A 23465-nucleotide genomic window follows, 5' to 3' on the forward strand; every position below is an offset into this window, starting at 1 on the left:
CCTAATCCTCTCCTTTTAAAATAGATTTACGTTCACTCTCATAAATCATTCCTAATCCCCTAGCTTTTTCTTCTATTTGACTATCAGAAAGACTAGCAGTATATTTATATCCAAACATACAGATAACGCCTAAAACTAAACCTATTCCGATTCCCAATAAAATCCTTTTGTTACTGAGAAATACAATAATATCTTTTATTTTTTGAATAAACCTTTTACTAATAGTACTTCCCCCTTACTAACAGATAATTTATGACATATTTCCTCTTCTGTTAACCCTTGATTTATAAGTTCTTTAATTTTCTGTGTTTTATTACTATCCATTTTTCTCGAAAAATCAATTTCGGATATTATGCCATCTTTTATACTTAAATCTAAAGATAAATTTTCATCTACATTATCTGTAATATTATTTTCTTCTTCACTCTTCTCAATTTCATAATTATTTTCTTCACTATTTATATTAATAATATTATTTTCTGTTTCATTTAAATAATTGATACTTTCTATATCTTCTCTATTTTCGTATGTCTCTTCACTTTTTTTAATTAAATTCATGTTGATTTTCATATCTAATATTTCTTCCTGCAATTCAGTTAAACTCTCAGCTATATCTCTTCTTAATATACCAATCTCCATCTTATAATCGTTTAATTCTTCTTTATTGTCTTCTAAGACACTTCTAAATGATATCTTTACACTATCATCATATTGTTCTTTCTTATCTTCAAGCTTTATAGCACGATAACTATAAACTATTAGGACCAACCCTATAATTAATAATATTAATGGCATAAAACACCTCTTCTAGAATTTTGCTACGCAAAATTAGTGAATGATTAATCAATATAGTGTAATTTTTTCATACAATCTCTTAAGCTACTAATAGCTCTACTATGTAATTGGCAAACTCTAGACTCAGATACACTCAATACTGCTCCAATTTCCTTTAGTGTTAACCCTTCATAGTAATACAGATTTAATATAGTCCTGTCTTTCTCTTTAAGTAAGTTTATGGCGTCTGTTAATATTTCTAATTGCTCTTTGTCTTGAACATATGTATCCGGACTTGGACTACTCTTATCCTCTAAAATCCCAATAAGATTTACATCCTCATCATCTGAAAAAATAACACTTTCTAATGATACCATTGAAATATAATTTATGTAATTCTCAATTTCTCCAACTTCATTCAAAGAAATTTCTAAATATTTTGCTATTTCATCATTTGTAGGTTCTCTTAATAACTTCAACTGTAAGGTATCAATAGCCTTATTATATCTATTCAGTTTGTCCATCGCCCCTTTAGATATAGGTCTATTTTTCCTCAATTCATCTATCATCGTCCCCTTAATTCTTATAGACGCATAAGATGAAAACTTCATTCCCTTTGTCTGGTCAAATTTATTTAAGGCATCCATAAGTCCAATCATTCCATAGCTCACTAAATCCTCATATTCCATATATTTGTTTTTTCCAAACATAACCCTAGAGGCAATATATTTAACTAGCGGAATATATTCTTGTATTATTTGCTCTTTTCCATCTACACTTTTCACTGCTTGCATACCCTTATTACCCCCTGCATTTCATCAACTTATCATTTATCTATGTTCTTATATGCTCTACTACCAAAGTTTAAGTATATAAGAACCGATAGACAATAAATATTTTTGTTTACTTTTATATCATAGTCTACTTATAAATCCTTATTCTCAATTCTTCTTGACAATCTTTTACTAAATCTATAAATTTGTCCTTTGTCTTCTAGATATTTCAAATAATTCCTGGATTATTTTCTCGCTTTGAGCTGGAGTAATATCAATAAATCTCAACCCACATAACTTTTCTTTATCCGCAGTGTTTTCAATCCTCACAATATCACATTTTATTTCAGCTTGAATCTTACTTAGCCTTAGATTAATAAGAATCAAATCACTTTCTTTAATGTCACGCTTGAGTTTAAGCTTTAATCCACCACCGCTTAAATTAACCATTGTACCTTCTTCGTAAGGTATATTATCAAAATCTTCTTCATCTATATCAGTAATTATTTTATATTCAACTGTATCTAATACACTAACTCTAAAAAAGTTCCTTCTTTGTATTTTTTTTATGTCAAAAGGAAGTGAAACTTTATAATATATTATGCTTCCTTCTTTTCCCCTAGAAATTACCGTTGAATAAAAATTGAAACATCCACCCTCATCTAAGTAAGAGTTCATTTCAATCTTTTCTCCTGAATGCAACATTAAGTAGTCACCCTCGTAAACAGGTAAATTTATCCTCATGGAATCATCTTCCACATCCATAATTAGAGCTTTATATGGTTTTTCATTTACAACAACTTCTATTCTATCATTAACTTTTAAGGTAAAACCCTTCACCTGAAATCCCCCTATGAAAAAATATTAAATAAACGCTTAAATAGTCCTTTTGCTCCATTTGATGAACTCACATCTTGTCCCATAATTTTCATGGCAATATTGTCAATATTTTTAGCCGCATCGCAATTTGGATACAATACTACAAATGGTTTTTGCTGCCTTACACTTTGTACTAACTTTTTATCTTCTAATATGCACCCTAAATATTCTACATTCATTTTAAGAAATTTGCTCACAGCTCTATTAAACTTGTTAAACGTATCTTGACCTTCTTCTTCAGTAAATGCTTTATTAACAATTATTTTTGCTTCTGACTTTAGTTTATAATGGTCTGTTGCTTTAATCAAACTATAACCATCTGTAAGTGAAGTCGGCTCCGGAGTAATGACAATAATTAAATCTTCGGATGCTCCAATAAATGATAAAATATCTTTATTAACTCCAGCCCCTGTATCCATTAATATATAATCATACTCATCTAGTGTTTCAAGTTTTCCTAGAAATAACTCTTTTTCTTCTTCACTTAATTCTTGAGTCTTGCTTAAAGCTGAACCTGCTGGAACTAAGTGTACCCCATTTGTTCCTTCTATAATTATATCCTGTATTTCTAAGTCAGTAAATACAATATCAAATATATTATGCTTGGGATATAACCCCATTAATACATCATCATTCCCCATCCCTAAATCAGCGTCAAATATTAAAACTTTATTACCTTTATCTTGAAGAGTTATAGCTAAATTCACAACAAAATTACTTTTACCAACTCCACCTTTTCCAGATGTTACTGTTATTATTTTGGCATGCTTTTTCTTATCTTCTTCTTGATTAATTAATTTTCTTAATGATTCTGCCTGGTCTAGCATAAAATTTCCTCCCCTAGGATGAAACTTGCAATTTCTTCTTTTGTAGGTACTATTATGTCATCTGGTACATTTTGCCCTGTCGTTATAAAACTAATTGGTTTATTAGCAATTCTCGCTATGTTATATAGTGATCCATACACTGAAGTTTCATCAAGCTTCGTAATTATAATATTATCGTATTCAAGTTCTGCATAACCTTTTAAAATACTTTTTATGTCACTATTTTTTGTAGTTGCACTTATTACCATATTTACATGGTCAGGATTTGCTTTTTGAACAAAAGCTCTAAGTTCAGAAATTTGCATCGCATTCTTACTACTTCTTCCTGTTGTATCTATAAGAATTACATCACATTCTTTCATATATTCAATTGCATCTTCCATTTCCTTCATTGTAATTACTACTTTAAATGGAATATTCATTATCTCTGCATATGTTTTAAGCTGCTCTATTGCACCAATTCTATATGTATCTACTGTAATTAGTCCAACTCTTTTCTTTTCGATAAGAGCAAGTCTTCCTGCAAGCTTTGCTATTGTAGTTGTTTTACCCACCCCAGTTGGGCCCACCAATACTACCCTGCCACTTATACTTTTTCTAGATACTAAGATATCTCTTTCAAAAATATCTCTTAGTAACTCTGTTTCATTTAACTCTTCTTCAGAATTTGAACTTATTGATTGCACAATTTCATCTTGAAGCTCTTCATCTACTTCCAAACTCTTTAGTCTTTCTTTTATATAGCTTTCAGAACCACTTTCGTCAGAAGAATTATTCTTTATTACCTTATTTAATAAGTTTTTTAATTCATTCATTTCTTTATGTATAGATTGTATATTTGAATCTTCTCTTTCGGTTTTTACTGATATATTTTCTTGTAGTAGTTTACTTGGTATAAATTCTTCCCTTACTGAACTATACTTCGCTGTTTCTTTTTCAACATTTGCATTATGCTCTCTTATCCTATCTCTTATGGTGTCAGCCTTTTCAATGTCTTCATTATGAACTGATTCCCTAGTAATTAATATTTCATCTTGCATAAGCTTTTTGATACTTTCCAAAGAATTTTGAAATTCATCATTCTTTTGGTGATATCTTCTTTCAGAATTATCACGCTCTCTATCTGGACTTGTTAAATTTTCAACAGCAGCTGTAACTTCAATCACTTTTTTCGAGAAAAATCCCTTAACTCCTGGTTTCCTTACTTTTCTTTGATTAATTATAATAGCATCTTTTCCTAGTTCATATCTAATACGAGTCAAACCTTCATTCATGTTTTTCACAAGATATTTCTTAATAACCATCTATATTCTTACGACTCCTTCACTATTAATTTGAACATCATTTGGAATTTCATTTAATGAAATTACCATAATATGAGGAAATACCATTTCAATTAATTTCCTAAATACAGGCCTTATATTTGGAGAAACTAATATAATAGGCTGATTATTGTAAAAATAAACTGATTCCACTGTATTTTTAATACCAGTAAGTATTCTTGTAGTTGTGTCTGGATTTACTGTAGGGAACGAGCCTTGCGCAGATTTTTGAGTATTATTTGCAATTATTTCTTCAATATCTGGATCCAAGGTTACTACTGTAATTGTCCTATTTTCATCCACTACTTGATTGCAAATAGTCCTAGCCAATGCAAATCTAACATACTCAGTTAATAATTCTATATCTCTTGTATTTTTGGAATTATCAGCTAGAGATTCCATTATAGTTACAATATCTTTAATTGGAACTTTTTCTCTAAGCAAATTCTGTAATACTTTTTGAAGTTCTCCAATGCTTAAAAGGTCAGGTATTAGTTCTTCAACAACTGCACTATATTTCTCTCTTGCATTATCAACAATAAGTTTAACTTCTTGTCTTCCAAGTAATTCATATGAGTGAGTTTTTATCGTTTCAGTTAAATGCGTTACCATAACTGTTGTTGGGTCAACTACTGTTAATCCCTTAATTTCTGCCTCTTCTCTTTGATCCTTATTAATCCAAACAGCTGGAAGGCCGAATGTTGGTTCCATTGTTTTTATTCCTGGTATATCCGAATTTTCTCCAGTTGGATCCATGCAAAGTAACATGCTTGGCATTAATTCTGATGATACAATCATTGTTCCTCTAATTTTTACTATATATTCATTGGTTTTAAGTTGAAGATTATCCCTAATTCTTATAGGTTGCACTACAATCCCCATCTCTATAGCGCATTGTCTTCTAACAGATGCTATTCTTTGTAATAAATCTCCTCCTGAGGCTTCATCTGCAAGTGGTATAAGACCATATCCAATCTCAACCTCCATTGGTTCTACAGATATCAGATTCATAACATTTTCTGGTTCTTTTCGTTCTGCCTGAATAATTTCTTCTTCTTCTGAGACAAACTCCTGTATTTCTTTAGCTGCAGCATCTTTATAGAGCAGATACGTTAATGTTCCCATTGATATAGATGCAGCGAAGAATGGAATTTTAGGCATACTTGGTATAATTCCCAAGAATAACATTACGGCACTTGCAATTCCTGTTGCCACCGGGAAAGCTGTCAATTGTTGAGTTAAAGTATTTCCTAAGTTTTCTGAACTTCCTGAACGAGTAACTAAAATACCTGAAGCTGTTGATATAAGTAACGCTGGAACTTGACTCACTAGTCCATCACCAACGGTAAGTATAACATAGGTCTGAGCTGCCTGAGCCGCACTCATGTTTTTCTGAAGCACTCCTATTATTATGCCTCCTATTACATTAATAATAGTTATGATAATACCCGCTATAGCATCCCCTTTAACGAACTTAGATGCACCATCCATAGCTCCATAGAAATCTGCTTCTGACTGTAAGTCCAATCTTCTTTTTTTGGCAACTGCTTCATCAATCATACCAGAATTTAAATCCGCGTCGATACTCATTTGTTTACCTGGCATTGCATCAAGTGTAAATCTAGCAGATACTTCTGCAACTCTTCCTGCACCGTTTGTGATTACCATAAATTGTATTACCACTATAATTAAAAATATAATAATACCAACTACATAATTCCCACCAATAACAAAATTACCAAATGCTGTTATAATGGTTCCAGCATCTGCCTCTGTAAGTATTAATCTTGTTGATGATATATTAAGTGCCAATCTAAACAAAGTAGTAACAAGCAGTAAAGTCGGGAAGACTGATAGCTGTAATACATTTGTTGTGAACATGGTTATTAAAATAATAATTATAGAAATTGTTATATTTAGCGCTAGAAGCAAGTCAAGTAAAAGCTTTGGCAGGGGGATTATTATCATAAGAACTATAGTTATTACACCAAATGCCACCATTACATCAAAGTTATTTTTTATATCTAGTTTTCTATTACCAAATTCCAAAACAATAAACCTCCCATTCTTAAATTATCTTCTCTATCTTGGAGGATAATTTACTAATCAATTGAATATGATGTCTGTTTCTTGATTGAACTATTTATCCTTTTTAAGTTTCATTACAATTACCAAAATTTCAGCAACTGCTTGATATAAGTCTTGTGGTATGTCTTCATCAATTTCTACCCTATCATACATTAACCTTGCAAGAGGTTTATTTTCAATCACAGGAACATCATTTTCTTTTGCAATACTTTTTATTTTAAGAGCTATATAATCGGCTCCTTTAGCGACAACTTTTGGAGCTTCCATATTGGTCCCTTCTTCATATTTTATAGCTATTGCTAAATGGGTTGGATTTGTTATAACAACTGTAGCATCTGCTACAGATTTCATCATTCTTTTCATCCCCATTTCTCTTTGTCTCTGCTTTATTTTTCCTTTTAATTGAGGATCTCCTTCTGATTGTTTATATTCATCCTTAATTTCCTGTTTTGTCATCCTCATATCTTTATTATGCATTCTAATTTGAATAAAATAATCTGTTGCAGCAATAATTACAAGAACTATACATATTTGCTTAAAAATCCCTACTACTAAATCTTTTACTTCATTACTCAATGAAGGTAAATATAGATTAGAAATACCTAATATATTTTGATAATTAGATGAAATATATTTATATGCTATTACCGATACAATAGTTATTACCATTAGATTTTTTAGTAAATCTACTACGCTTCTCTTTGAAAATATATTTTTCATTCCAGATATCGGGTTCAACTTTCCAAATGACGGCTTTAAAGGCTCTTTTGTTATCAAAAATCCTGTTTGAAGTAAACTAGCAACAATTCCACCAATCATTATAGGAATAGCAAAAGGAAAAAGGTAACTTGCTATTTTTATGAGTACCGTAATCACTAAGTTTGAAACCGTTGCTTGATTGAATTCAGCTAACATAGGTAATGATAGAAAATAAATAATTATATCTTTAAAACCATTAGTTAACATTCCCCAAAGTGAGCTAATAAGCAATGTACAAACTACCATTGTAATGGCAACTGATACATCTTTACTTCTCGCTATTTGTCCTTTATTTCTGGAATCTGATTTTTTCTTAGGAGTAGCTTCTTCTGTTTTATCATCACCTGCAAAAATTAATGCTACAGGAACTGCCGGTACCAAGTTTATTATTTCCCGGAAAATGTTCGGCAGATTATATATAGCAGTTCCGACTAATTTTAAAATTAATGGCATCAATATGATATATGTAATAAGTCCTAGTAAATTTTTAATAGGTACGCCAAAAATCATAATTGGAATTGTTGGTACTGTCCTCGAAATTAATCCCAAACATACATCGGTTATAACTATTATCAATACTAATGGTATAGCTATTTTTATCCCTAAAGCAAAAAAGTTAAAAATATTTTGCATAACACCCATTAGTGTCTCTTGATATACTATAGTCTTACCTATCGGTACCACATTTGTACTTTCTACCAACATATTTATAACCACATGGTGGCCATCTACAATAAAAAAGAATGCAAGTGAAATAAAATATGATAGATTTCCCAATAATGTGGATGATGTATGTGTTGCAGGATCCAGTATAGATATCATAGCAAATCCTGCATGAATATCCATCCATTCACCCGCCAGTTTCACTATTTGAAAAACTAAATTAGTTATGTAACCTAATATCAATCCAGTCATTATTTCGCTTACTGCATAAAAAGCTAACAAATAACCACTGTTCATAGCATTCAATGTTGAATAATCTATTCCTGACATAATTCCAAAAGATAATATAAGAGAAAATGCCCCCTGCATTATTTGAGGCGTTCCAGCTGGAAAAAATATTTCAACTGCTATAAAATATGAAGTTATTCTTAAAAAAATTAAGAATAATGCAAGAAAGTAGGCTACATCTACCATAGCTCCTTACCTCCTTATGTAACAACTTTTGAGATTAAATCAAATATTCTATTAGTAAACGACATAATTGTTTCTAACATCCAACTTCCTAAAAATATTCCTACAACTGCAGCTGCTATCAATTTGGGAACAAAAGTTAGTGTCTGCTCTTGAATTTGAGTAGTTGCTTGTAGAATACTTATAACTAAACCTAGTACAAGAACTACTATTAATATTGGCGCCGAAACCTTTGCAGCTGTAACAATCGTATCTTTTACTACCGCATTAAGCATAGTTTGTGTCATACTATTTCACCTCACATAAAACTCTGTATCAATGATTTCACCAATAGGTACCATCCATCTACCATTACAAATAATATTAATTTAAACGGTAAAGATACCATAGTAGGAGGCAGCATAAACATACCCATGGACATTAAAACACTCGAGATAACCATATCAATTACTAAAAATGGCAAGTATATTAAAAACCCTATTTGAAATGCTGTCTTAAGTTCGCTAATTGCGAAAGCTGGAATTAATGTAGTAAATGAAATATTTTCTTTTGTTAAATTCTCTTTATCTGCTTTTCCTATTTCAACAAATAGTTCTAAATCTTTTTCTCTTGTTTGCTTAAGCATAAATGTTTTTAATGGTTTCGAAACTTCTTCAAATGCTTGTTCCTGATTTATTTTATTTTCTAAATAAGGTTGAATTCCATTTTTATTCATTTCATTGTAAACTGGTGTCATAATAAATAAAGTTAAGAATATAGCCAGTCCAGTTAAAATCTGATTCGGAATAGCTTGCTGTACCCCTATTGCACTTTTAAGAAATGAGAATACAACAACTATTCTGGTAAAAGCTGTCATCATTATTATAATTGATGGCAGCAACGCTATTATAGTAAAAAATATTAAGATCCTAATACTACTTACATAATCCTGCGGTGCACCATTATTATCTCCAAGGGAGATATTTAATTGCGGTAAATTTGTACTACTTGGAGCAGCATATGCATTTACTGTATGAAACATCATAATTCCTAGAGCCATCATGAGCGTAAATACAATCATTTTCTTATTTCTTTTCATGCTTCTCTCCCTTTGATTTTATATTCTTTACTATCTTAGAAAAATTTTTTTCTGATTTTATTAATAAGTCCTTATAATAATTTGTAATTTCTTCTGCTGCTTTTTTCTTATCTTGTTCAATTATAGATATTTCTTCTTTTGATAGTTCCGACAGTTTTTCCATATGTCCTGCACTACTAGTCATTACATATCCTTGTTCCCCTATTTTAACTATTAATATGGCATTTTCTTTAGTTATTTGTACCCTCTCAATAACCTTAATATATTTATTATTGTTAATCATATTAAATTTTGATCCCATTAACCTAAAACTTAAAAACATTAATCCTATTGTAACTCCTAGTGCGAATACGAGCTGCATAATCATTCCAAAAAATCCAAAATCCATTTTTCTTACCTACTGTACTATCATGCTTTTAAATCTTATATCGGTAATTTTGCCCTTAGTTAAATCCTTATTAATAGCATCAATTAATTGCTTCTTTATAGCATCTCTATTAACAACATTATTTAAATAATCTGCTTTCTGACTTTTAAAGAAAAAAATAATATTATCTCTAACAACGACTTGATTAGATGTTAGCTCTTCAAGAAGTTTGGTTTTGCTTTTATCATAGCCTATAGCTATCTCTCCTTTAAAATATCTTTTTCCACCTTCATCAGCTAGATTAACGGTGAACTCTTGTAAATCTATATACGCATTTTCAACTACTACTTCTTGAGCCTCTACTGTATTTTTAGTTTTCATAAATAAATATACTCCACCAAAAGTTGCTGCCCCAAGCACTAATAATCCTAATATGAATAGGACTATCATAGATCCTTTACCACCTTTGCCTGAATTCTCACCTTTTTCTTTATTTTTCCCTTTTCCAAATGCCATTACTATCACTCCTCATTACTTGCAACAATTAAAATATCGATTTTTATACTTTGAGTTCAATTCAGATATTAACTATTAAATTTAATTTATCTAAATTTTGTATGTAAATATCTTATTCTTATATTCTATAACTAATCTCCTTACCTCTTCTATACTTTCTAAAACTATATATTTTCTTCCATTAACCAAAGTAATTATAGTTTCAGGCACTTCTTCTATTTTTTCTATATGATCTGCATTTAAAATAAAGTGCTCATGGTTCATCCCTGTTACATCTATCATAAACTCTCACCCCTTTAAAATTATGTACAATTCACAATACATAATATTATCATATTACATATGCTTAATTTTTGAAAGATTTAATTATTTGAAAATAATACAACAATTATCTAATTATGCATTGTGTATTGTGCATTACAAAAACTATAATTGTATATTTTGCTTACTAATGATTGTAAGTTGAGATTCCCCTCAACTTACACATCATTGTAATTATTTAATATTTTAAACTATCTCATTAATCCTGTAATTGTTTGAAGAATTTCATCACCAGTAGTTACCATCTTTGATGCAGCTTGGAAACTTCTAGTTGCTGTAATCATATCTGTAAATTGTTCTGTTAAATCAACATTTGAACCTTCAAGAGCTCCTTGTATAAAATCTCCGAATCCTTTACTGTTATCCGTAGTCCCATCAGTTCCTACTCCATTTCTAATTATTTCTGGTCCTGAGTTTGCAGACTTTTGAAGCAAATTTCCTCCAACTGAAATTAATCCTTCCGGATTTTTAAATGAAGCTAGCGCTATTTGCCCAACTGCTGCTCTTGATCCATCCCCAAGTATAACAGTAATTAATCCATCTTTTCCTATTTCGAATTTCTTAACAGGCTGACCCGCAGTATCACTTGCGCTTCCATATACAGTATCTGGAACTTTAAGCGGCACTAACTTTGTATCTGTTCCATTTGCTCCAACAATTGCTACTGATGATTTTCCAGTTGTTTTATCTACGGCATCAGCGTTAACACTTAAAATTTTTCCTGAAGTTGGATCAATACTTGTTGTTTGAGTCCCATCAGTTACTGCATATCCCATAACTCTACGCCCATCAGCTGTTAATAAATTACCCTGAGAGTCTAAAGTCAAATTTCCATCTCTAGTATATAGTATATCCATCACGCCTTTGTCTGCACCAGTAGCTGGTGTTATAGAGTTAGTAGTTTCATCAATATTATTACCACCACTATAATCTACAAATCCTGAACCTGTTAATAAATATCCGTCACCATCTATACAAACATCAAGAGACCTTCCAGTTGATAGAGCATTTCCTTGACCCATTACTTTATTTATACTTGACACTTGAGCTCCAAGTCCTACTTGCTTTGCATTTGTACCACCTTTTGTTGCAGTAACAGAAGTTGCTTCTCCTGTATTTTGGTACAACATATCCCTGAATCTTGCACTCGAAGCTTTAAATGATGTAGTTCCTACATTTGCTATATTGTTACCAATAACATCCAACTTGGTTTGATTAACCTTCATTCCGCTTATTCCAGCATACATACATCTTAACATAAACGTACCTCCCAATCATATTTTTTATTTTACTTGTCTCCATCGTTCAACAAGTTAAGGCTTCCTTTTAAGGTCCAGCCTATAAAATCACTACACTGTCTACATTGGTAAATATATTATCTTTTGCTCTATCCTTTTCAACAGCTGTTATTAAAGTTTTGTTTTCAACACTAGCAATTAGTGCCACATCTTTATATAACATAACTGTATTTCTTGAATTTTTATCCTTTGCTATCTCAAAACCCTTTTCAATTTGCTTCATATCTTCTTCCGTAAAATTAATTTCATCCAATCTTAAAGCAGCATGTTTAGATACTGTAAAGCCTTCACTTTTGTTTTTTATATTATCAAAAACATTTCGAAAGCTTGTCTCTTCATTGTTACTGCCTTTACTACTTCTAGTATCTCGAGGATTAGCAATTTGACCGATATTTCCTACAGAGTATGCTTGACCATTAATAATTCTATAACTCATTTATACACCTGCTATTTTAGACAAAGTTGCATTTTCTGCAGCTATATTATCGTTAGTTGTACTCGAAATAGTATTTACTGTTTCATTTGATTCAGCTACTTCTGTAGATGTTGAAGTATTGTTTGCAGTATTTGTGGAATCACTCGTAGTTGTTCCAGTTGTTTTCGTAGTATTTAAACTTACGTTCATATCCTCATCAGTTAAATCACCAGCTCTTACTATGTCTCCATAGTCATAGGTTTTAGTTTTACCAGTTGGCTTTCCATCATTATCCAAAACATCAACCTTTATTTTTACTGTTGCACTGCTAACAGTATCAATATAAGCACCTACGACTTTTCCTTTTATAAGAACAGTTTTATTCTTGTCATCTACAGTTGCTATAACAATATTTTGCTGCTTATCTGCTAAAGCCGAAGCTGCCAAAAAATCCGAATTAAGAGCTGCTCTGTTATTTGCAGTTGTATTGCTATCAGTTGTTTGTACACTTCCTATTATCTTTGAAACATCTATTTCCTCTTCTTTTCCATCAATTGTCATTGTTGCATAAGTCCCGTTAGACTTTTTTGTTATCTTAGTTACATAACCTTCAACATTTGTGCCATCATCATACTTCTCATTTATTATTGCTTTTTTTCCAATCATTTGTTGGTACGCATAATCTGACATAGTTGTATTTAAATTCTGCATTTGTTCCATCGACGCAAATTGAGCCATTTGTGCCACATATGCACTTGAATCCTGATTCTGAGTCGGATCTAAGTTACTAAGCTGAGCAGAAAGAATCTTAAGAAACGAATTTTTATCAAAATCAGTAGTCGATTTTGTTATAAGCGTTCCTCTATCTGTTGTTGTTTTTCCTACTGTTTGTGCAGCTTTGGCATTTTTAGCATTTGTTATTGCATCAGCTCCACTAATATACGTATGGTTCAATTGTGTTTCAACTGCCATAAAATTCACCTCCTATACAAAAAAGTCTAAGTTACTATCGTTATCAATAGTGTTTTCAACCATCTCTTCTTCAGAGATACTTACATTATTTATACCACTTACACTGTCGTTACTATTACTATTCCTTCTTTCCTGCTCTTCAGAAAGTTGCCCGCCAAAACCTTGTCCTCTAAAGAAAGTTGTGTCATCTTGGTAAAGTTCAATGTTAATATCTGTGATCCTTAAATTTTGTTCACCTAACTGCTTTTTTATATCATTTAAATTTTGAGTAAGTAAAGCAGCTGTTTCCTTTGAATTAACTTTTAAGTTAGCTTTCATCAAACCATCTTCTTGAACTAGTTTAATGGTTATCTCGCCTAAATTTCCCGGATTAACTTTTACTATTAATTCCTTTAGTGAATTATTACTCATAAACTTAACATCTTTAACCAAATCATCTACAAAGGTCGCTTTGTTTATTGTAAGCCCTCTAACATTGTCTGCTCCCTGATTCTGAATAGTTGAAGTTCGTGTTCCAAATAAATTTATTTTATTCAATGAATCATCTTTATTGTCACCAACTAAAGAATTTAAAAACTTCTCCTCTTTTGCCTTTGAAGTTTCAGAATTATTACTATTGGTTGAACCTCCACTATTTTCTTGTGAGTAATTCTTACCTAACGCATCTTCAATATTTAATATTTTGTTATCTCTACCATTTAATATATTAGATATTTCGGACATTAAACTTTTAATACCTTTTGTAGAATTTATATCACTATCCCCAAGCTTAGCGCTTAAATTACCTAAAATCTTCTCCATAGTTTTTAATGAGTTAGCATCTAACTTATCTTTCACTGAATCATCTTTTAATAGTTCCATTATCTTTTCCATGATATTACTCATACCATTCGATGATTTATTATCAATATTTCCAATTAAAGCTTTCAAATCATTAGTATTAATATCTCCATTTGATTCTAAATCTTCTTTCTTAATACCTAATCTAGTAAGTAAATTCAACAATTCTGCTAATATGTCACTTGCCTTTTCTTTAGATGACGCTTCACTTTCCTTTTCCAATTCTTCCAGTTTTTCCTTGTCATCATCAACTCTATTAGTATTAGTCTCATTAACCCGATCTATTGTTTTATTATTATTCGCATTATCTATATTTTTATTATGTTCTTTCTGATTAGATCTTGAACTTAATACTTTTTTAAAATCGCTGCTCGAATAAATATTTTTTTTGCTATCAACTTTATAAAATTCTGAGATAGATTTATTATTTGAACTTGTGTCGAATGATTTTAATAAATTATCAGCACTGCTTTTTGCATTTATAATCATTATTTTCACCTCCTTTCACGTAATATAACTATAAAAAAATCAACTATATACTCTTTGATTCTTTTACTTGTTTTGATTTCTTACATATGCATAAAGAGCTAATTCATCTAGATTTATCTGTTCTAGTCTATCTTGCTCCTTAATATATTCAGAATACTTTTTTTCCTTTAGTGTTTGTACAGTTTTTCTTTCCATTTGTTTTGCTGTTAAATCTTTTCTTCTTTGGTCAACTTCTTGATTTTTAATAATTAAGTCTTTCTCAGCCGTCTTAATTCCATTTTGAACACCTTGAATATAATATCTCTTTAATTTTTGGTACACTATATCCTCATTAGGCGTTATCCCTTTATACTTATTATAACTTGAGTTAAGTTCTTCTAATTTTTCTTCTACCTTCTTTTTTTCTCTCTGGCTTTCAGTAAATAATCTCTTGCTCTCTTCTTCATTAGAGACTCTCATTTCAAGAAGCTTTTCTAATCCAAATTTGAATCTTTCAGCCAAAACTAAACCTCCCTTTGCCAATTCCGACTACAAGACACTTCCAATTATAATTAGTTTTAGCTGTTTACTAGCTAAAGCTATATAATTTTTATCTAAACATTGACATTAAAGTATTTTCTGTTTCTTTGTAACTTGATTTCTCATCAATTCCCTGACGTAAAAATTTATTTAGCGCATCATTATAACTAATTGCCATATCTATTTTTTTGTTACTTCCTTTAACATAAGCACCAATATTAATTAAATCCTCTGAATCTTTATAAGTTGCTAAAAGGTCTCTTGCGAGTGATGCAGCTTCTTTAAGCTCCTTGGGTGCGATCTGATTCATAAGTCTACTAACACTATTTAATATATCAATAGCCGGATAGTGATTCTTATGAGCTAAACTTCTTGATAACACTATATGCCCATCTAATATACCTCTAACAGCATCAGCTATAGGTTCATTAAAATCGTCCCCATCAACCAGAACCGTGTAAAAAGCTGTAATTGATCCATGTGACGATGTTCCCGATCTTTCCATAAGCTTAGGAAGTTTTGCAAATACAGAAGGTGTATATCCTTTTGTTGCTGGAGGTTCTCCAATAGCAAGTCCAACCTCTCTTTGAGCCATCGCAAATCTTGTTACAGAATCCATCATAAGGATTACTTTCTTACCATTATCTCTAAAGTATTCAGCAATTGCTGTAGCTGTTAATGCTCCTTTAATCCTTATTAGGGCAGGTTTATCTGATGTAGCACATACTACAACAGATTTTTTCATCCCTTCTGGTCCTAAGTCTTTCTCTATGAACTCTAGAACTTCTCTTCCTCTTTCCCCAATCAATGCAATAACATTTACATCTGCCTCAGCTTCCCTTGCTATCATACCAAGTGTGGTACTCTTACCAACTCCACTACCTGCGAAAATTCCTATTCTTTGGCCGTCTCCGCAGGTTAAGAATCCATCTATCGCTCGAACTCCTGTAGGCATTATCTCTTTAATTCTTTTCCTTCTTAAAGGATCTGGAGCATCATTTTCTAGTGGGTATTCCTCTCCATCTATAAAAAGGTCCTCACAGTCTATAGGCTTCCCCAGACCATCAATAATATGTCCTAGCAGCTTATCTGAGCATTTAACACTTAAAGGTTTATGTTGTGGTACCACTCTGCACCCCGGAGAAATACCTATAAGTTCATCAAGAGGCATTAGAATAACAAATTCATCTCTAAATCCCACGACTTCGCAATTTATCGGAATATTTTTCTGATTATATATAATGCAAAGTTCACCTATAAATGCTTTAATCCCCTGTACTTCTATAGTTAGCCCTATTACCTTTTTAACAACACCTTCACTATATATTGTAGAGGTATTATTCACCTTTTTAATCAACTTGTCAAAATCCAAGTTTAAATCTAGCATATAGAACTACTCCTTTATTTTTTTACACTTATCCAAGTATTGCCTTCCGCATTTGTTCCATTCCAGTTTCAATACCAACTTTAACTATCCCACTACCTTTTTCTAAAACAGCATTTCCTGGCTCCATAAAGTCATCGACTAATATGAATATTTCATTTTTTATACTGTATGCTATTTTCCATTTCTCTACTTGAGTTTTTAACTCTTCAGCATGAATGGAATTTACCCTTAAAATAACATTGTCTTCTCCTTTTGATATTTTAAAAGCTTCTTCAACAATTAAATTTAATGACTCTTCTTTACTTAGTGATTTTTGTAAAATACTTTCAGCTATGTCTAATGCTAATTTTAATACATCTGACTTTTTATTCTCTAAATACTTTTCATAGTTTTCATGAGCTGATCTTAAAAGTATCTCTGCTTTGCTTACAATTTCTGCCGCTTCTGCCTTTGCTGTTTCAATTGTTTCATCATATGCTTTCTTATAACCATCATCATATCCATTTTCAAGGCCCTGAGCATAACCTTTTTCATAGGCTTTCTTTTCTGCAGCATTCGCATCCATTTGAGCTCTTAACGCAATCATTTGTTTTTCCTGTTTTGCGTCTTGTATAATTCTTTGACCAATATCTTCATAGCGCTTTAAAAGTTCTTCTGGATCGACTTCTGGTTCCTTTACTACTACTTCTTCTTCCCTAACTACCTCAATTTCTTCAAATACTGGCATTTTAATATTATATTTAGTCGAAATAATTTTACTTTCCCCTTGTTTCGCCGAGGCTTTTTTAATTAAGTTATACGATGATTGCATCTTCTCCACCTCTTGCAATGATGATTTCATTTGCATCATCTAGCCTTCTAATAACAGCAACAATCTTCTGCTGAGCTTTTTCAACATCCGTAATTCTTACTGGTCCTAAGAATTCCATATCTTCTTTTAATGAAGCAGCAGCTCTCTTTGATTGGTTTCTATAAATACTGTTAGCCACTTCATCAGAACATCCTTTAAGTGCAAGAGCAAGATCTCCAGCTTCCACTTCCCTAAGAATTCTTTGAATAGATACGTCATCAAGTGAAACAATATCCTCAAATACAAACATCGAACTCTTAACTTTATCAGCAAGTTCTGCATCTTCTCTCTCTAAACCTTCAGTAATGTTCTTTTCAGTAGTTCTATCAACAGCATTTAGTATACTAACTAATGTTTCCACTCCACCTAAACTTGTCATCTCTGTTCTTACTACTGAAGATAACTTATTTTCTAATACAGCTTCTATTTCTTTAATTACCATAGGAGATGTATTATTCATGGTCGCAATTCTATATGCAACTTCACTCTGTGTTTCTTCTGGCAATTCTGCCATAACTTGAGCCGCTTTATCTGGTTGAAGATAACATAAAATTAAAGCTATAGTTTGTGGCTGCTCTGATATAATTACATTTAACAATTGATGAGAATCTGCTTTTCTAGCAATTGAAAACGGTCTGTATTGAGCTGTAGCTTCTGATACCTTTTCCAATATCTCCCCCGCTCTTTGACTTCCTAATGCCTTTGATAATAATACCTTAGCATAGTCCATTCCACCTTCAATTATATAATCTCTAGCTTTATTTATTTGTAAAAACTCATTTAATATTTCTTCTCTTTGCTCTGGTGTAACAGAAGTAATATTAGCAATTTCATAAGTTATCTTTTGAATTTCAGCTTCAGGTAATCTTTTTAATATACCTGATGAAACTTCTGGTCCAAGGGTTATAAATAAAATTGCCGCCTTATGAACTCCTGTTAATTGTTGGTGTTCTTTTGCCATAGCTATCACCTCTCATTTTCAGTCAACCATGACTTAATTATTTCTACAACTTGTTCTGGTTTTTCTTTTGCATATTTCTTAATTTCTTCTTCTAAATGAGACTTTTGAGTCTTAACTTCAAATTCTATTGGGTCAAAATTCTCTGGCTCTTTTGGTATTATACTATCGTCAATTAATGTATTTAATAATTGTTCATTCTCAACCTTCTTCTTCCTTCTTCTTCTAGTTATTAAGAATATAATTATTCCGAGTAGTAATACTCCCAGAATACTTCCAATTATTATCATTTGATTTTTGCTTGCTGTAGCTGCATCTGCATTCATGGAATCTATTTCTGCTTTAGCTGCTTGTTGCTCAGTTGTATCAAACGCCATTCCAAGTAACGAAACTTCATCTCCTCTAAGCTTGTTTAAACCAATTGCATTTCCAATCGCGTTTTCAAGGGTTTGTTTAGTTGCATCATCCAAGCTTCCATCAACTACAACTGAAGCTGTAAGTCTTTTTACTTCCCCTGGTGCACTTATGACCTTTGACTCGCTTTTACCAACTTCATAATTCGTCTTTTGATCTTCTTTAGTTGAAACCGAATTATTATTGTTATTTGCCGTTGCCTGATTACTCATATTATTATCTACAGGACTTTGGCTATTTGTTCCTGTTGTTGAATTATTTGATTCTTTCGAATTTTCTTGACTTACAATTACTTTATTCGGATCTACCACTGTTTGTGTCTTTTGCTTCGAATCAAAATCCAAATCCACATTAACAGTTGCCCTTACTTTACCTTTACCTACAACTGGCTCTAATAAATTTACTATTTCTTTTTTTAATTTATCTTCATATACTTTTTCTGCATCTTGTTGTTTTGCAATTTCTTCTGAACTTACTTTATCCGTCTCACTAGAATTAATGTCTTTTGTAAGTAATTTCATATTGTCATCTACTACATCAATATTTTCTTTTGGAATATTCTGCGTAGCACCTGACACCAATGCAACTATTGATTTAACTTGCTCTTCATTAAGTGTTGCGCCCTTTTTTATCTTTAAATAAACCGAGGCTTTACCTGGCTCCTTGTCCTTAACAAAAACAGAATCTTGAGCTTCAGTTATATGTACTCTTGCATCTTCCACTTGCGGAAAACTTTTTATAGTTTTCTCTAATTCACCTTGCTGCATTCTAACCTTTTTTATCTTAAATTCCTCATCTGTCATTCCAAATGAACTAGCATTATCCATAAGTTCATAACCCTTACTTCCAGATGTCAAAGTTGGTGCCAATTCTAATCTTAATGCATCTACCTGATCTTTTGAAACCCAAATTGTATTATTTGCACTATCGATCTTTGTATCAACTTTCTTTTCATTTAAAGTATTTACTACCGTTTGAGCATCTGTAGGATCAAGGTTAGAGAATAATACCTGATATTTATTAGAAGATGAATAAAAAAATGAACTTATTATTGCGATAATAACTGTTAAAACTGCAATTATAACAACAATCTTTATTTTCTTACTTTGGGATTTAAACTTTTCCAAAAGCCCCTTAACTTTTTCTAAAAGTTTTTTCATTATTTAGCTCTCCTCACCTTACTACAATTGCATCTTTGATAATTGGTTATATCCCTCCAATAACTTATCTCTAGTTTGAGCCAAAAATTGTAAACTCAAACTAGCTTCTTGGTTCTTAACCATTACTTCATCGATACTTACATCCTCTCCCCTAATAAATTTCGTTGAAGTCGTATCAGCATTTACCATTTTATCATTGGTATCATCTATAGTCTTTTTTAGAACATCTCCAAAACTAACGGCGCTCATATTTTCACTTTTAGCTTTATTATCATTTATATTTTCAAACTTTTTATTAAATAAAATCTCGTTTTGTGCAAATCTATCTTCTATTCTCATTTATAAATCACTCCTATTTCCCAATTTCTAATGCCTTCGAAAACATACCTTTTAAAGCATTAAATGTATCTACATTAGCTTCATAAGATCTTGTTGCTACCATCATATCCGCCATTTCATTTAATACATTTACATTAGGCATAGTAACATATCCATTTGCATCTGCATCAGGATGAGTTGGGTCGTATATTTTTCTTAAAGGTGATGAATCCTTTTCAATCTTTACTGCTTTTACTCCGGCCATTTCTTTATTCGCGTCAAGTGCCTCTTGGAATACAGCTACCTTTCTCACATATGGGCCGCTTCCGTCAGCACTTCTTGTAGTACTTGCATTCGCCATGTTTGCGGTTATCGTATCCATTCTTAGCCTTTCTGCTGAAAGCCCTGTTGCACTTATCTGCATCGAACTAAATGCGTTCATTTATATCCCTCCTCGTATATCTGATAGAACTACTTAACTGTCTCTTTAACTTATCAATTTTGAAAATCTTTATGGTTTAATCCCTGTACGTTTACTTCATAACAGTTTTTAAATTATTAAACTTACTATTAATCTCTGTTATTAGCGCATTATATTTAAGAGTATTCGCCGCTTGATTTACTTTTTCTATATCTAAATCAACATTGTTCCCATCACTTCTCATACTAGTGCTTTTATCTTGCTCAATTGATATATTTTCATTTTCTGAATTTGTGCTAGAAAAATGTAGGGGGTTTGTCCTTTTTAATTCTAACGCTGAGGAATTTTCATTCTTTAAATTTTCTTCAAACACAACATTAAATCTCTTATAATCCTTAGTATTAACATTTGCCATGTTATTAGCAATTGTCTTAGCTCTAATATTTGATGCTTTAATTCCTGATTTAATCAAATCATATGTAGAATCAAAATTAATAGATTGTATACTCATAAATTCACATCCTTATTTATTCTCATTTAATATAATAAAATTTTAAAACTCTAACTAAGACATTAACCTTATATCCAAAATCATAACCTCAATTATTTGTTTAGAAGTTATATTATAATTTAATTATTTTACAAATAACTCATTAATAATTTAATTATAAAATAATTAAGACATTTTATCTATAATTTTTTTTCAAATCCTCTCCAAACTATTTACTATTATATGTTATTTATACATCGTTTGTAATTTTATTCCTTGATTCTATCAAATATGACATGACAACATATTCCTAAACTTTATTTCCTGTATGCACATAAATAAAATATTAAAGGCACGTCATCTTTTTAAAATAAAAAATGACTATTAATACATAGTCACCAAAATACAGAAAAACTTAATAAATATAAAATTTATCATAATAATTATACTTTGGCAACCTGACAATCATAGGAAATAAGCTTTCCCTTAGACTCATAGCTTTGCGGCCTTACTTTTCAATAAGTGTGCTAGTATCATTTATAATTTATAGTTCATAATTCATTCATTTTATTATAAGGCATTTAGTAAATTTTTACCACAATTATTTTTATATTTTCGATAAAATTCGTATAATTATAACTTAATATACATATATATCTCATAAATATTTATCTAATGTTTAGCCACATTGACTCTCCCATTCTCTTCAATGTGAAGAGAACAGTGGCACGGACCCTAGAATGGATACCCCTTGAGGGTATAAAGTTCAACTAAGATTTAGATGTGGATCACCCCACTCCAAAATCAAGTTTTACTTGATAAGTCAGGGCAATAAAATAAACTAATAGTAAATTCTATAAAACTACTATTAGTTTATTTCTTAAAATATAATATTACTCTGTCTTATTTAACATTAGCTAGAATATTCAAACAATCTTTAGGAAAATTATTGCTTTGCGCTAATAATCCAATTGATGAATTAACCAACAATTGACTTTTTGAATAATTCATCATTTCTTCTGCAACATCAGCATCTCCAATTCTACTTTGAGATGTTTGAATGGAGATATCTTTGCTACTTAAATAATCAGCTGTTCCCTCTAATCTATTTTGAATCGAACCATATCTAACTCTAACTTTGCTAACCATTTCAATAGCTTTATCTACAGATTCAAGAGATGATTTAATATCACTTATATCCAGGCTGCCAACACCTAAATTTGATGCACTCACATTAAAAAATGGTATATCCATGCTTTCACCATCCATAGTTCCTATAGCAGTTTTTATTGACTTTGTATTGTCACCACTTACACTAGAATCAGATAATTTTATGCCATTAAACTCTGTACTGTTAGCAAAATTATCTAATTCTGCCTTAATACTATCAATTTCATTTTGAATAATTTTTTTATCTACATCCGTTAAAGATCCAGAACCAGCGTTAACCGTTAACTCCTTCATTCTAGATAAACTATTGTTCATTTCTTGTAGAACACCATCAAAAGTTTGAATCATAGAATTGGTATCTTGAATATTTCTACTTGCCGCATCATTGGTTAATATTTGTATCTTTAACGTTTCATTTTTTCCTATTCTATTAGGATTATCTTTAGCCGAATTCAACTTGCTTCCAGTGCTTATATTATTTAGTGCTTTGGATTCATCAGCAATTCTACCTATGTATGTTTTATGTATACTTAAAGAAAACATATTATGAGTAAGTCTCATTTTATAAAACCTCCTTTTGTTCTTTATTGCTATAAGATATATTTAAAAATATCCATAAACTCACACTCTTACATCTATATTAATCCCTTTGCTTGTATCTACAGCCATATTACTCATCATTTCTGTCATCTGAGTTGCTATTTCAGTTCTACTATTCATTACCATCTTCATAACTGATATTGAAACTGCATTTTGTAAAGATGCTTGATGCATACCTATTGACATTGTAGATAGATCCATCAAATCACTTCCTTTAAACTATATACTTTAATCTTTATTCCTTCATACTTGTTTAATATTCTTCTGAATACATAATATATTATGTATCAATGGTTTCTTTATTTCCCCACTTATTCTAATTATTA

Annotated in this window: 27 protein-coding genes and 1 riboswitch; all 27 genes read right to left on the minus strand. The window is 31.1% G+C overall.

What is annotated here, in order from left to right:
* Position 1: 1 nt before the first annotated feature.
* Positions 2-157, minus strand: a complete 156-nt coding sequence (locus D2A34_RS27005; RefSeq protein WP_207669013.1) for a hypothetical protein — start codon at positions 155-157, stop codon at positions 2-4.
* A 38-nt stretch (positions 158-195) separates the two neighbouring features.
* Positions 196-795 (minus strand): hypothetical protein, encoded by a 600-nt coding sequence (locus D2A34_RS01950; protein ID WP_119365557.1) that lies wholly within the window; start codon positions 793-795, stop codon positions 196-198.
* 44 nt (positions 796-839) lie between these two features.
* Positions 840-1568: a FliA/WhiG family RNA polymerase sigma factor gene (locus D2A34_RS01955; protein WP_119365558.1), complete on the minus strand. Its 729-nt coding sequence runs from the start codon at positions 1566-1568 to the stop codon at positions 840-842.
* Between the two features lie 177 nt (positions 1569-1745).
* Positions 1746-2387: a flagellar brake protein gene (locus D2A34_RS01960; protein WP_119365559.1), complete on the minus strand. Its 642-nt coding sequence runs from the start codon at positions 2385-2387 to the stop codon at positions 1746-1748.
* 11 nt (positions 2388-2398) lie between these two features.
* Positions 2399-3253 (minus strand): MinD/ParA family protein, encoded by an 855-nt coding sequence (locus D2A34_RS01965; RefSeq protein ID WP_079438720.1) that lies wholly within the window; start codon positions 3251-3253, stop codon positions 2399-2401.
* Entirely contained in the window at positions 3247-4557 is a 1311-nt protein-coding gene (flhF, locus tag D2A34_RS01970; RefSeq protein WP_119365560.1) for a flagellar biosynthesis GTPase FlhF, read from the minus strand. The genes D2A34_RS01965 and flhF overlap by 7 nt, the downstream gene beginning before the upstream one ends.
* A complete protein-coding gene (gene flhA / locus D2A34_RS01975) occupies positions 4558-6624 on the minus strand; it encodes a flagellar biosynthesis protein FlhA (protein WP_119365561.1) in 2067 nt (688 codons plus the stop codon).
* 90 nt (positions 6625-6714) lie between these two features.
* The gene (locus D2A34_RS01980; RefSeq protein WP_119365562.1) at positions 6715-8559 is read right to left on the minus strand and encodes a fused FliR family export protein/FlhB family type III secretion system protein; all 1845 of its coding nucleotides are present in this window, start codon (positions 8557-8559) and stop codon (positions 6715-6717) included.
* 14 nt (positions 8560-8573) lie between these two features.
* The gene (fliQ, locus tag D2A34_RS01985) at positions 8574-8843 is read right to left on the minus strand and encodes a flagellar biosynthesis protein FliQ (protein WP_079438724.1); all 270 of its coding nucleotides are present in this window, start codon (positions 8841-8843) and stop codon (positions 8574-8576) included.
* A gap of 11 nt (positions 8844-8854) precedes the next feature.
* Positions 8855-9634 (minus strand): flagellar type III secretion system pore protein FliP, encoded by a 780-nt coding sequence (gene fliP, locus D2A34_RS01990; RefSeq protein ID WP_119365563.1) that lies wholly within the window; start codon positions 9632-9634, stop codon positions 8855-8857.
* Complete coding sequence (locus D2A34_RS01995) at positions 9621-10022, minus strand: FliO/MopB family protein (RefSeq protein ID WP_119365564.1); 402 nt, start codon at positions 10020-10022, stop codon at positions 9621-9623. The genes fliP and D2A34_RS01995 overlap by 14 nt, the downstream gene beginning before the upstream one ends.
* Positions 10023-10031: 9 nt before the next feature.
* Positions 10032-10517 (minus strand): flagellar basal body-associated FliL family protein, encoded by a 486-nt coding sequence (locus D2A34_RS02000; RefSeq protein WP_119365565.1) that lies wholly within the window; start codon positions 10515-10517, stop codon positions 10032-10034.
* A gap of 90 nt (positions 10518-10607) precedes the next feature.
* Entirely contained in the window at positions 10608-10799 is a 192-nt protein-coding gene (locus D2A34_RS02005) for a flagellar FlbD family protein (protein ID WP_079438728.1), read from the minus strand.
* A 230-nt stretch (positions 10800-11029) separates the two neighbouring features.
* Positions 11030-12097, minus strand: a complete 1068-nt coding sequence (locus D2A34_RS02010) for a flagellar hook-basal body complex protein (protein WP_119365566.1) — start codon at positions 12095-12097, stop codon at positions 11030-11032.
* A 79-nt stretch (positions 12098-12176) separates the two neighbouring features.
* Complete coding sequence (locus tag D2A34_RS02015) at positions 12177-12572, minus strand: TIGR02530 family flagellar biosynthesis protein (protein WP_119365567.1); 396 nt, start codon at positions 12570-12572, stop codon at positions 12177-12179.
* Complete coding sequence (locus D2A34_RS02020; protein WP_119365568.1) at positions 12573-13523, minus strand: flagellar hook capping FlgD N-terminal domain-containing protein; 951 nt, start codon at positions 13521-13523, stop codon at positions 12573-12575. It abuts the gene before it with no gap.
* Between the two features lie 12 nt (positions 13524-13535).
* Positions 13536-14852: a flagellar hook-length control protein FliK gene (locus D2A34_RS02025; protein ID WP_119365569.1), complete on the minus strand. Its 1317-nt coding sequence runs from the start codon at positions 14850-14852 to the stop codon at positions 13536-13538.
* A gap of 63 nt (positions 14853-14915) precedes the next feature.
* Entirely contained in the window at positions 14916-15353 is a 438-nt protein-coding gene (gene fliJ / locus D2A34_RS02030; protein ID WP_119365570.1) for a flagellar export protein FliJ, read from the minus strand.
* A gap of 88 nt (positions 15354-15441) precedes the next feature.
* Entirely contained in the window at positions 15442-16758 is a 1317-nt protein-coding gene (gene fliI / locus D2A34_RS02035; protein WP_119365571.1) for a flagellar protein export ATPase FliI, read from the minus strand.
* 28 nt (positions 16759-16786) lie between these two features.
* Positions 16787-17569, minus strand: a complete 783-nt coding sequence (locus tag D2A34_RS02040) for a FliH/SctL family protein (RefSeq protein ID WP_119365572.1) — start codon at positions 17567-17569, stop codon at positions 16787-16789.
* Complete coding sequence (fliG, locus tag D2A34_RS02045) at positions 17553-18569, minus strand: flagellar motor switch protein FliG (RefSeq protein WP_119365573.1); 1017 nt, start codon at positions 18567-18569, stop codon at positions 17553-17555. The genes D2A34_RS02040 and fliG overlap by 17 nt, the downstream gene beginning before the upstream one ends.
* 5 nt (positions 18570-18574) lie before the next feature.
* Positions 18575-20140, minus strand: coding sequence for a flagellar basal-body MS-ring/collar protein FliF (gene fliF, locus D2A34_RS02050; RefSeq protein WP_119365574.1), 1566 nt, complete (start codon positions 20138-20140; stop codon positions 18575-18577).
* Positions 20141-20161: 21 nt separating this feature from the next.
* Positions 20162-20479, minus strand: coding sequence for a flagellar hook-basal body complex protein FliE (gene fliE, locus D2A34_RS02055; RefSeq protein ID WP_119365575.1), 318 nt, complete (start codon positions 20477-20479; stop codon positions 20162-20164).
* Between the two features lie 13 nt (positions 20480-20492).
* Positions 20493-20900, minus strand: coding sequence for a flagellar basal body rod protein FlgC (gene flgC, locus D2A34_RS02060; RefSeq protein WP_119365576.1), 408 nt, complete (start codon positions 20898-20900; stop codon positions 20493-20495).
* Positions 20901-20991: 91 nt separating this feature from the next.
* Positions 20992-21390 carry a flagellar basal body rod protein FlgB gene (flgB, locus tag D2A34_RS02065; protein ID WP_119365577.1) on the minus strand — a complete coding sequence of 133 codons (399 nt, stop codon included), beginning with the start codon at positions 21388-21390 and terminating at the stop codon, positions 20992-20994.
* Between the two features lie 428 nt (positions 21391-21818).
* A riboswitch (cyclic di-GMP riboswitch) is annotated at positions 21819-21908 on the minus strand.
* 364 nt (positions 21909-22272) lie between these two features.
* A complete protein-coding gene (locus D2A34_RS02070) occupies positions 22273-23100 on the minus strand; it encodes a flagellin (protein ID WP_119365578.1) in 828 nt (275 codons plus the stop codon).
* A 60-nt stretch (positions 23101-23160) separates the two neighbouring features.
* A complete protein-coding gene (locus tag D2A34_RS02075; protein ID WP_119365579.1) occupies positions 23161-23340 on the minus strand; it encodes a YjfB family protein in 180 nt (59 codons plus the stop codon).
* Positions 23341-23465 lie beyond the last annotated feature (125 nt).

It is taken from the genome of Clostridium chromiireducens, from assembly GCF_003575225.1.
GTDB lineage: Bacteria > Bacillota > Clostridia > Clostridiales > Clostridiaceae > Clostridium > Clostridium chromiireducens.

Bases quoted from the DNA above. Each gene is read 5' to 3' on its own strand.
- D2A34_RS01980 (WP_119365562.1), bottom strand. From the start codon at position 8,559: ATGGTAGATGTAGCCTACTTTCTTGCATTATTCTTAATTTTTTTAAGA.
- D2A34_RS02025 (WP_119365569.1), bottom strand. From the start codon at position 14,852: ATGATTATAAATGCAAAAAGCAGTGCTGATAATTTATTAAAATCATTC.
- D2A34_RS02015 (WP_119365567.1), bottom strand. From the start codon at position 12,572: ATGAGTTATAGAATTATTAATGGTCAAGCATACTCTGTAGGAAATATC.
- fliF (WP_119365574.1), bottom strand. From the start codon at position 20,140: ATGAAAAAACTTTTAGAAAAAGTTAAGGGGCTTTTGGAAAAGTTTAAA.
- flhF (WP_119365560.1), bottom strand. From the start codon at position 4,557: ATGGTTATTAAGAAATATCTTGTGAAAAACATGAATGAAGGTTTGACT.
- fliG (WP_119365573.1), bottom strand. From the start codon at position 18,569: ATGGCAAAAGAACACCAACAATTAACAGGAGTTCATAAGGCGGCAATT.
- flgC (WP_119365576.1), bottom strand. From the start codon at position 20,900: ATGAACGCATTTAGTTCGATGCAGATAAGTGCAACAGGGCTTTCAGCA.
- D2A34_RS02005 (WP_079438728.1), bottom strand. From the start codon at position 10,799: ATGATAGATGTAACAGGGATGAACCATGAGCACTTTATTTTAAATGCA.
- D2A34_RS01955 (WP_119365558.1), bottom strand. From the start codon at position 1,568: ATGCAAGCAGTGAAAAGTGTAGATGGAAAAGAGCAAATAATACAAGAA.
- D2A34_RS01965 (WP_079438720.1), bottom strand. From the start codon at position 3,253: ATGCTAGACCAGGCAGAATCATTAAGAAAATTAATTAATCAAGAAGAA.
- D2A34_RS01995 (WP_119365564.1), bottom strand. From the start codon at position 10,022: ATGGATTTTGGATTTTTTGGAATGATTATGCAGCTCGTATTCGCACTA.
- D2A34_RS02040 (WP_119365572.1), bottom strand. From the start codon at position 17,569: ATGCAATCATCGTATAACTTAATTAAAAAAGCCTCGGCGAAACAAGGG.
- fliE (WP_119365575.1), bottom strand. From the start codon at position 20,479: ATGAGAATAGAAGATAGATTTGCACAAAACGAGATTTTATTTAATAAA.
- D2A34_RS02075 (WP_119365579.1), bottom strand. From the start codon at position 23,340: ATGGATCTATCTACAATGTCAATAGGTATGCATCAAGCATCTTTACAA.
- fliQ (WP_079438724.1), bottom strand. From the start codon at position 8,843: ATGACACAAACTATGCTTAATGCGGTAGTAAAAGATACGATTGTTACA.
- D2A34_RS02070 (WP_119365578.1), bottom strand. From the start codon at position 23,100: ATGAGACTTACTCATAATATGTTTTCTTTAAGTATACATAAAACATAC.
- flgB (WP_119365577.1), bottom strand. From the start codon at position 21,390: ATGAGTATACAATCTATTAATTTTGATTCTACATATGATTTGATTAAA.
- D2A34_RS02000 (WP_119365565.1), bottom strand. From the start codon at position 10,517: ATGGCATTTGGAAAAGGGAAAAATAAAGAAAAAGGTGAGAATTCAGGC.
- fliI (WP_119365571.1), bottom strand. From the start codon at position 16,758: ATGCTAGATTTAAACTTGGATTTTGACAAGTTGATTAAAAAGGTGAAT.
- D2A34_RS02010 (WP_119365566.1), bottom strand. From the start codon at position 12,097: ATGTTAAGATGTATGTATGCTGGAATAAGCGGAATGAAGGTTAATCAA.
- fliP (WP_119365563.1), bottom strand. From the start codon at position 9,634: ATGAAAAGAAATAAGAAAATGATTGTATTTACGCTCATGATGGCTCTA.
- D2A34_RS02020 (WP_119365568.1), bottom strand. From the start codon at position 13,523: ATGGCAGTTGAAACACAATTGAACCATACGTATATTAGTGGAGCTGAT.
- D2A34_RS01950 (WP_119365557.1), bottom strand. From the start codon at position 795: ATGCCATTAATATTATTAATTATAGGGTTGGTCCTAATAGTTTATAGT.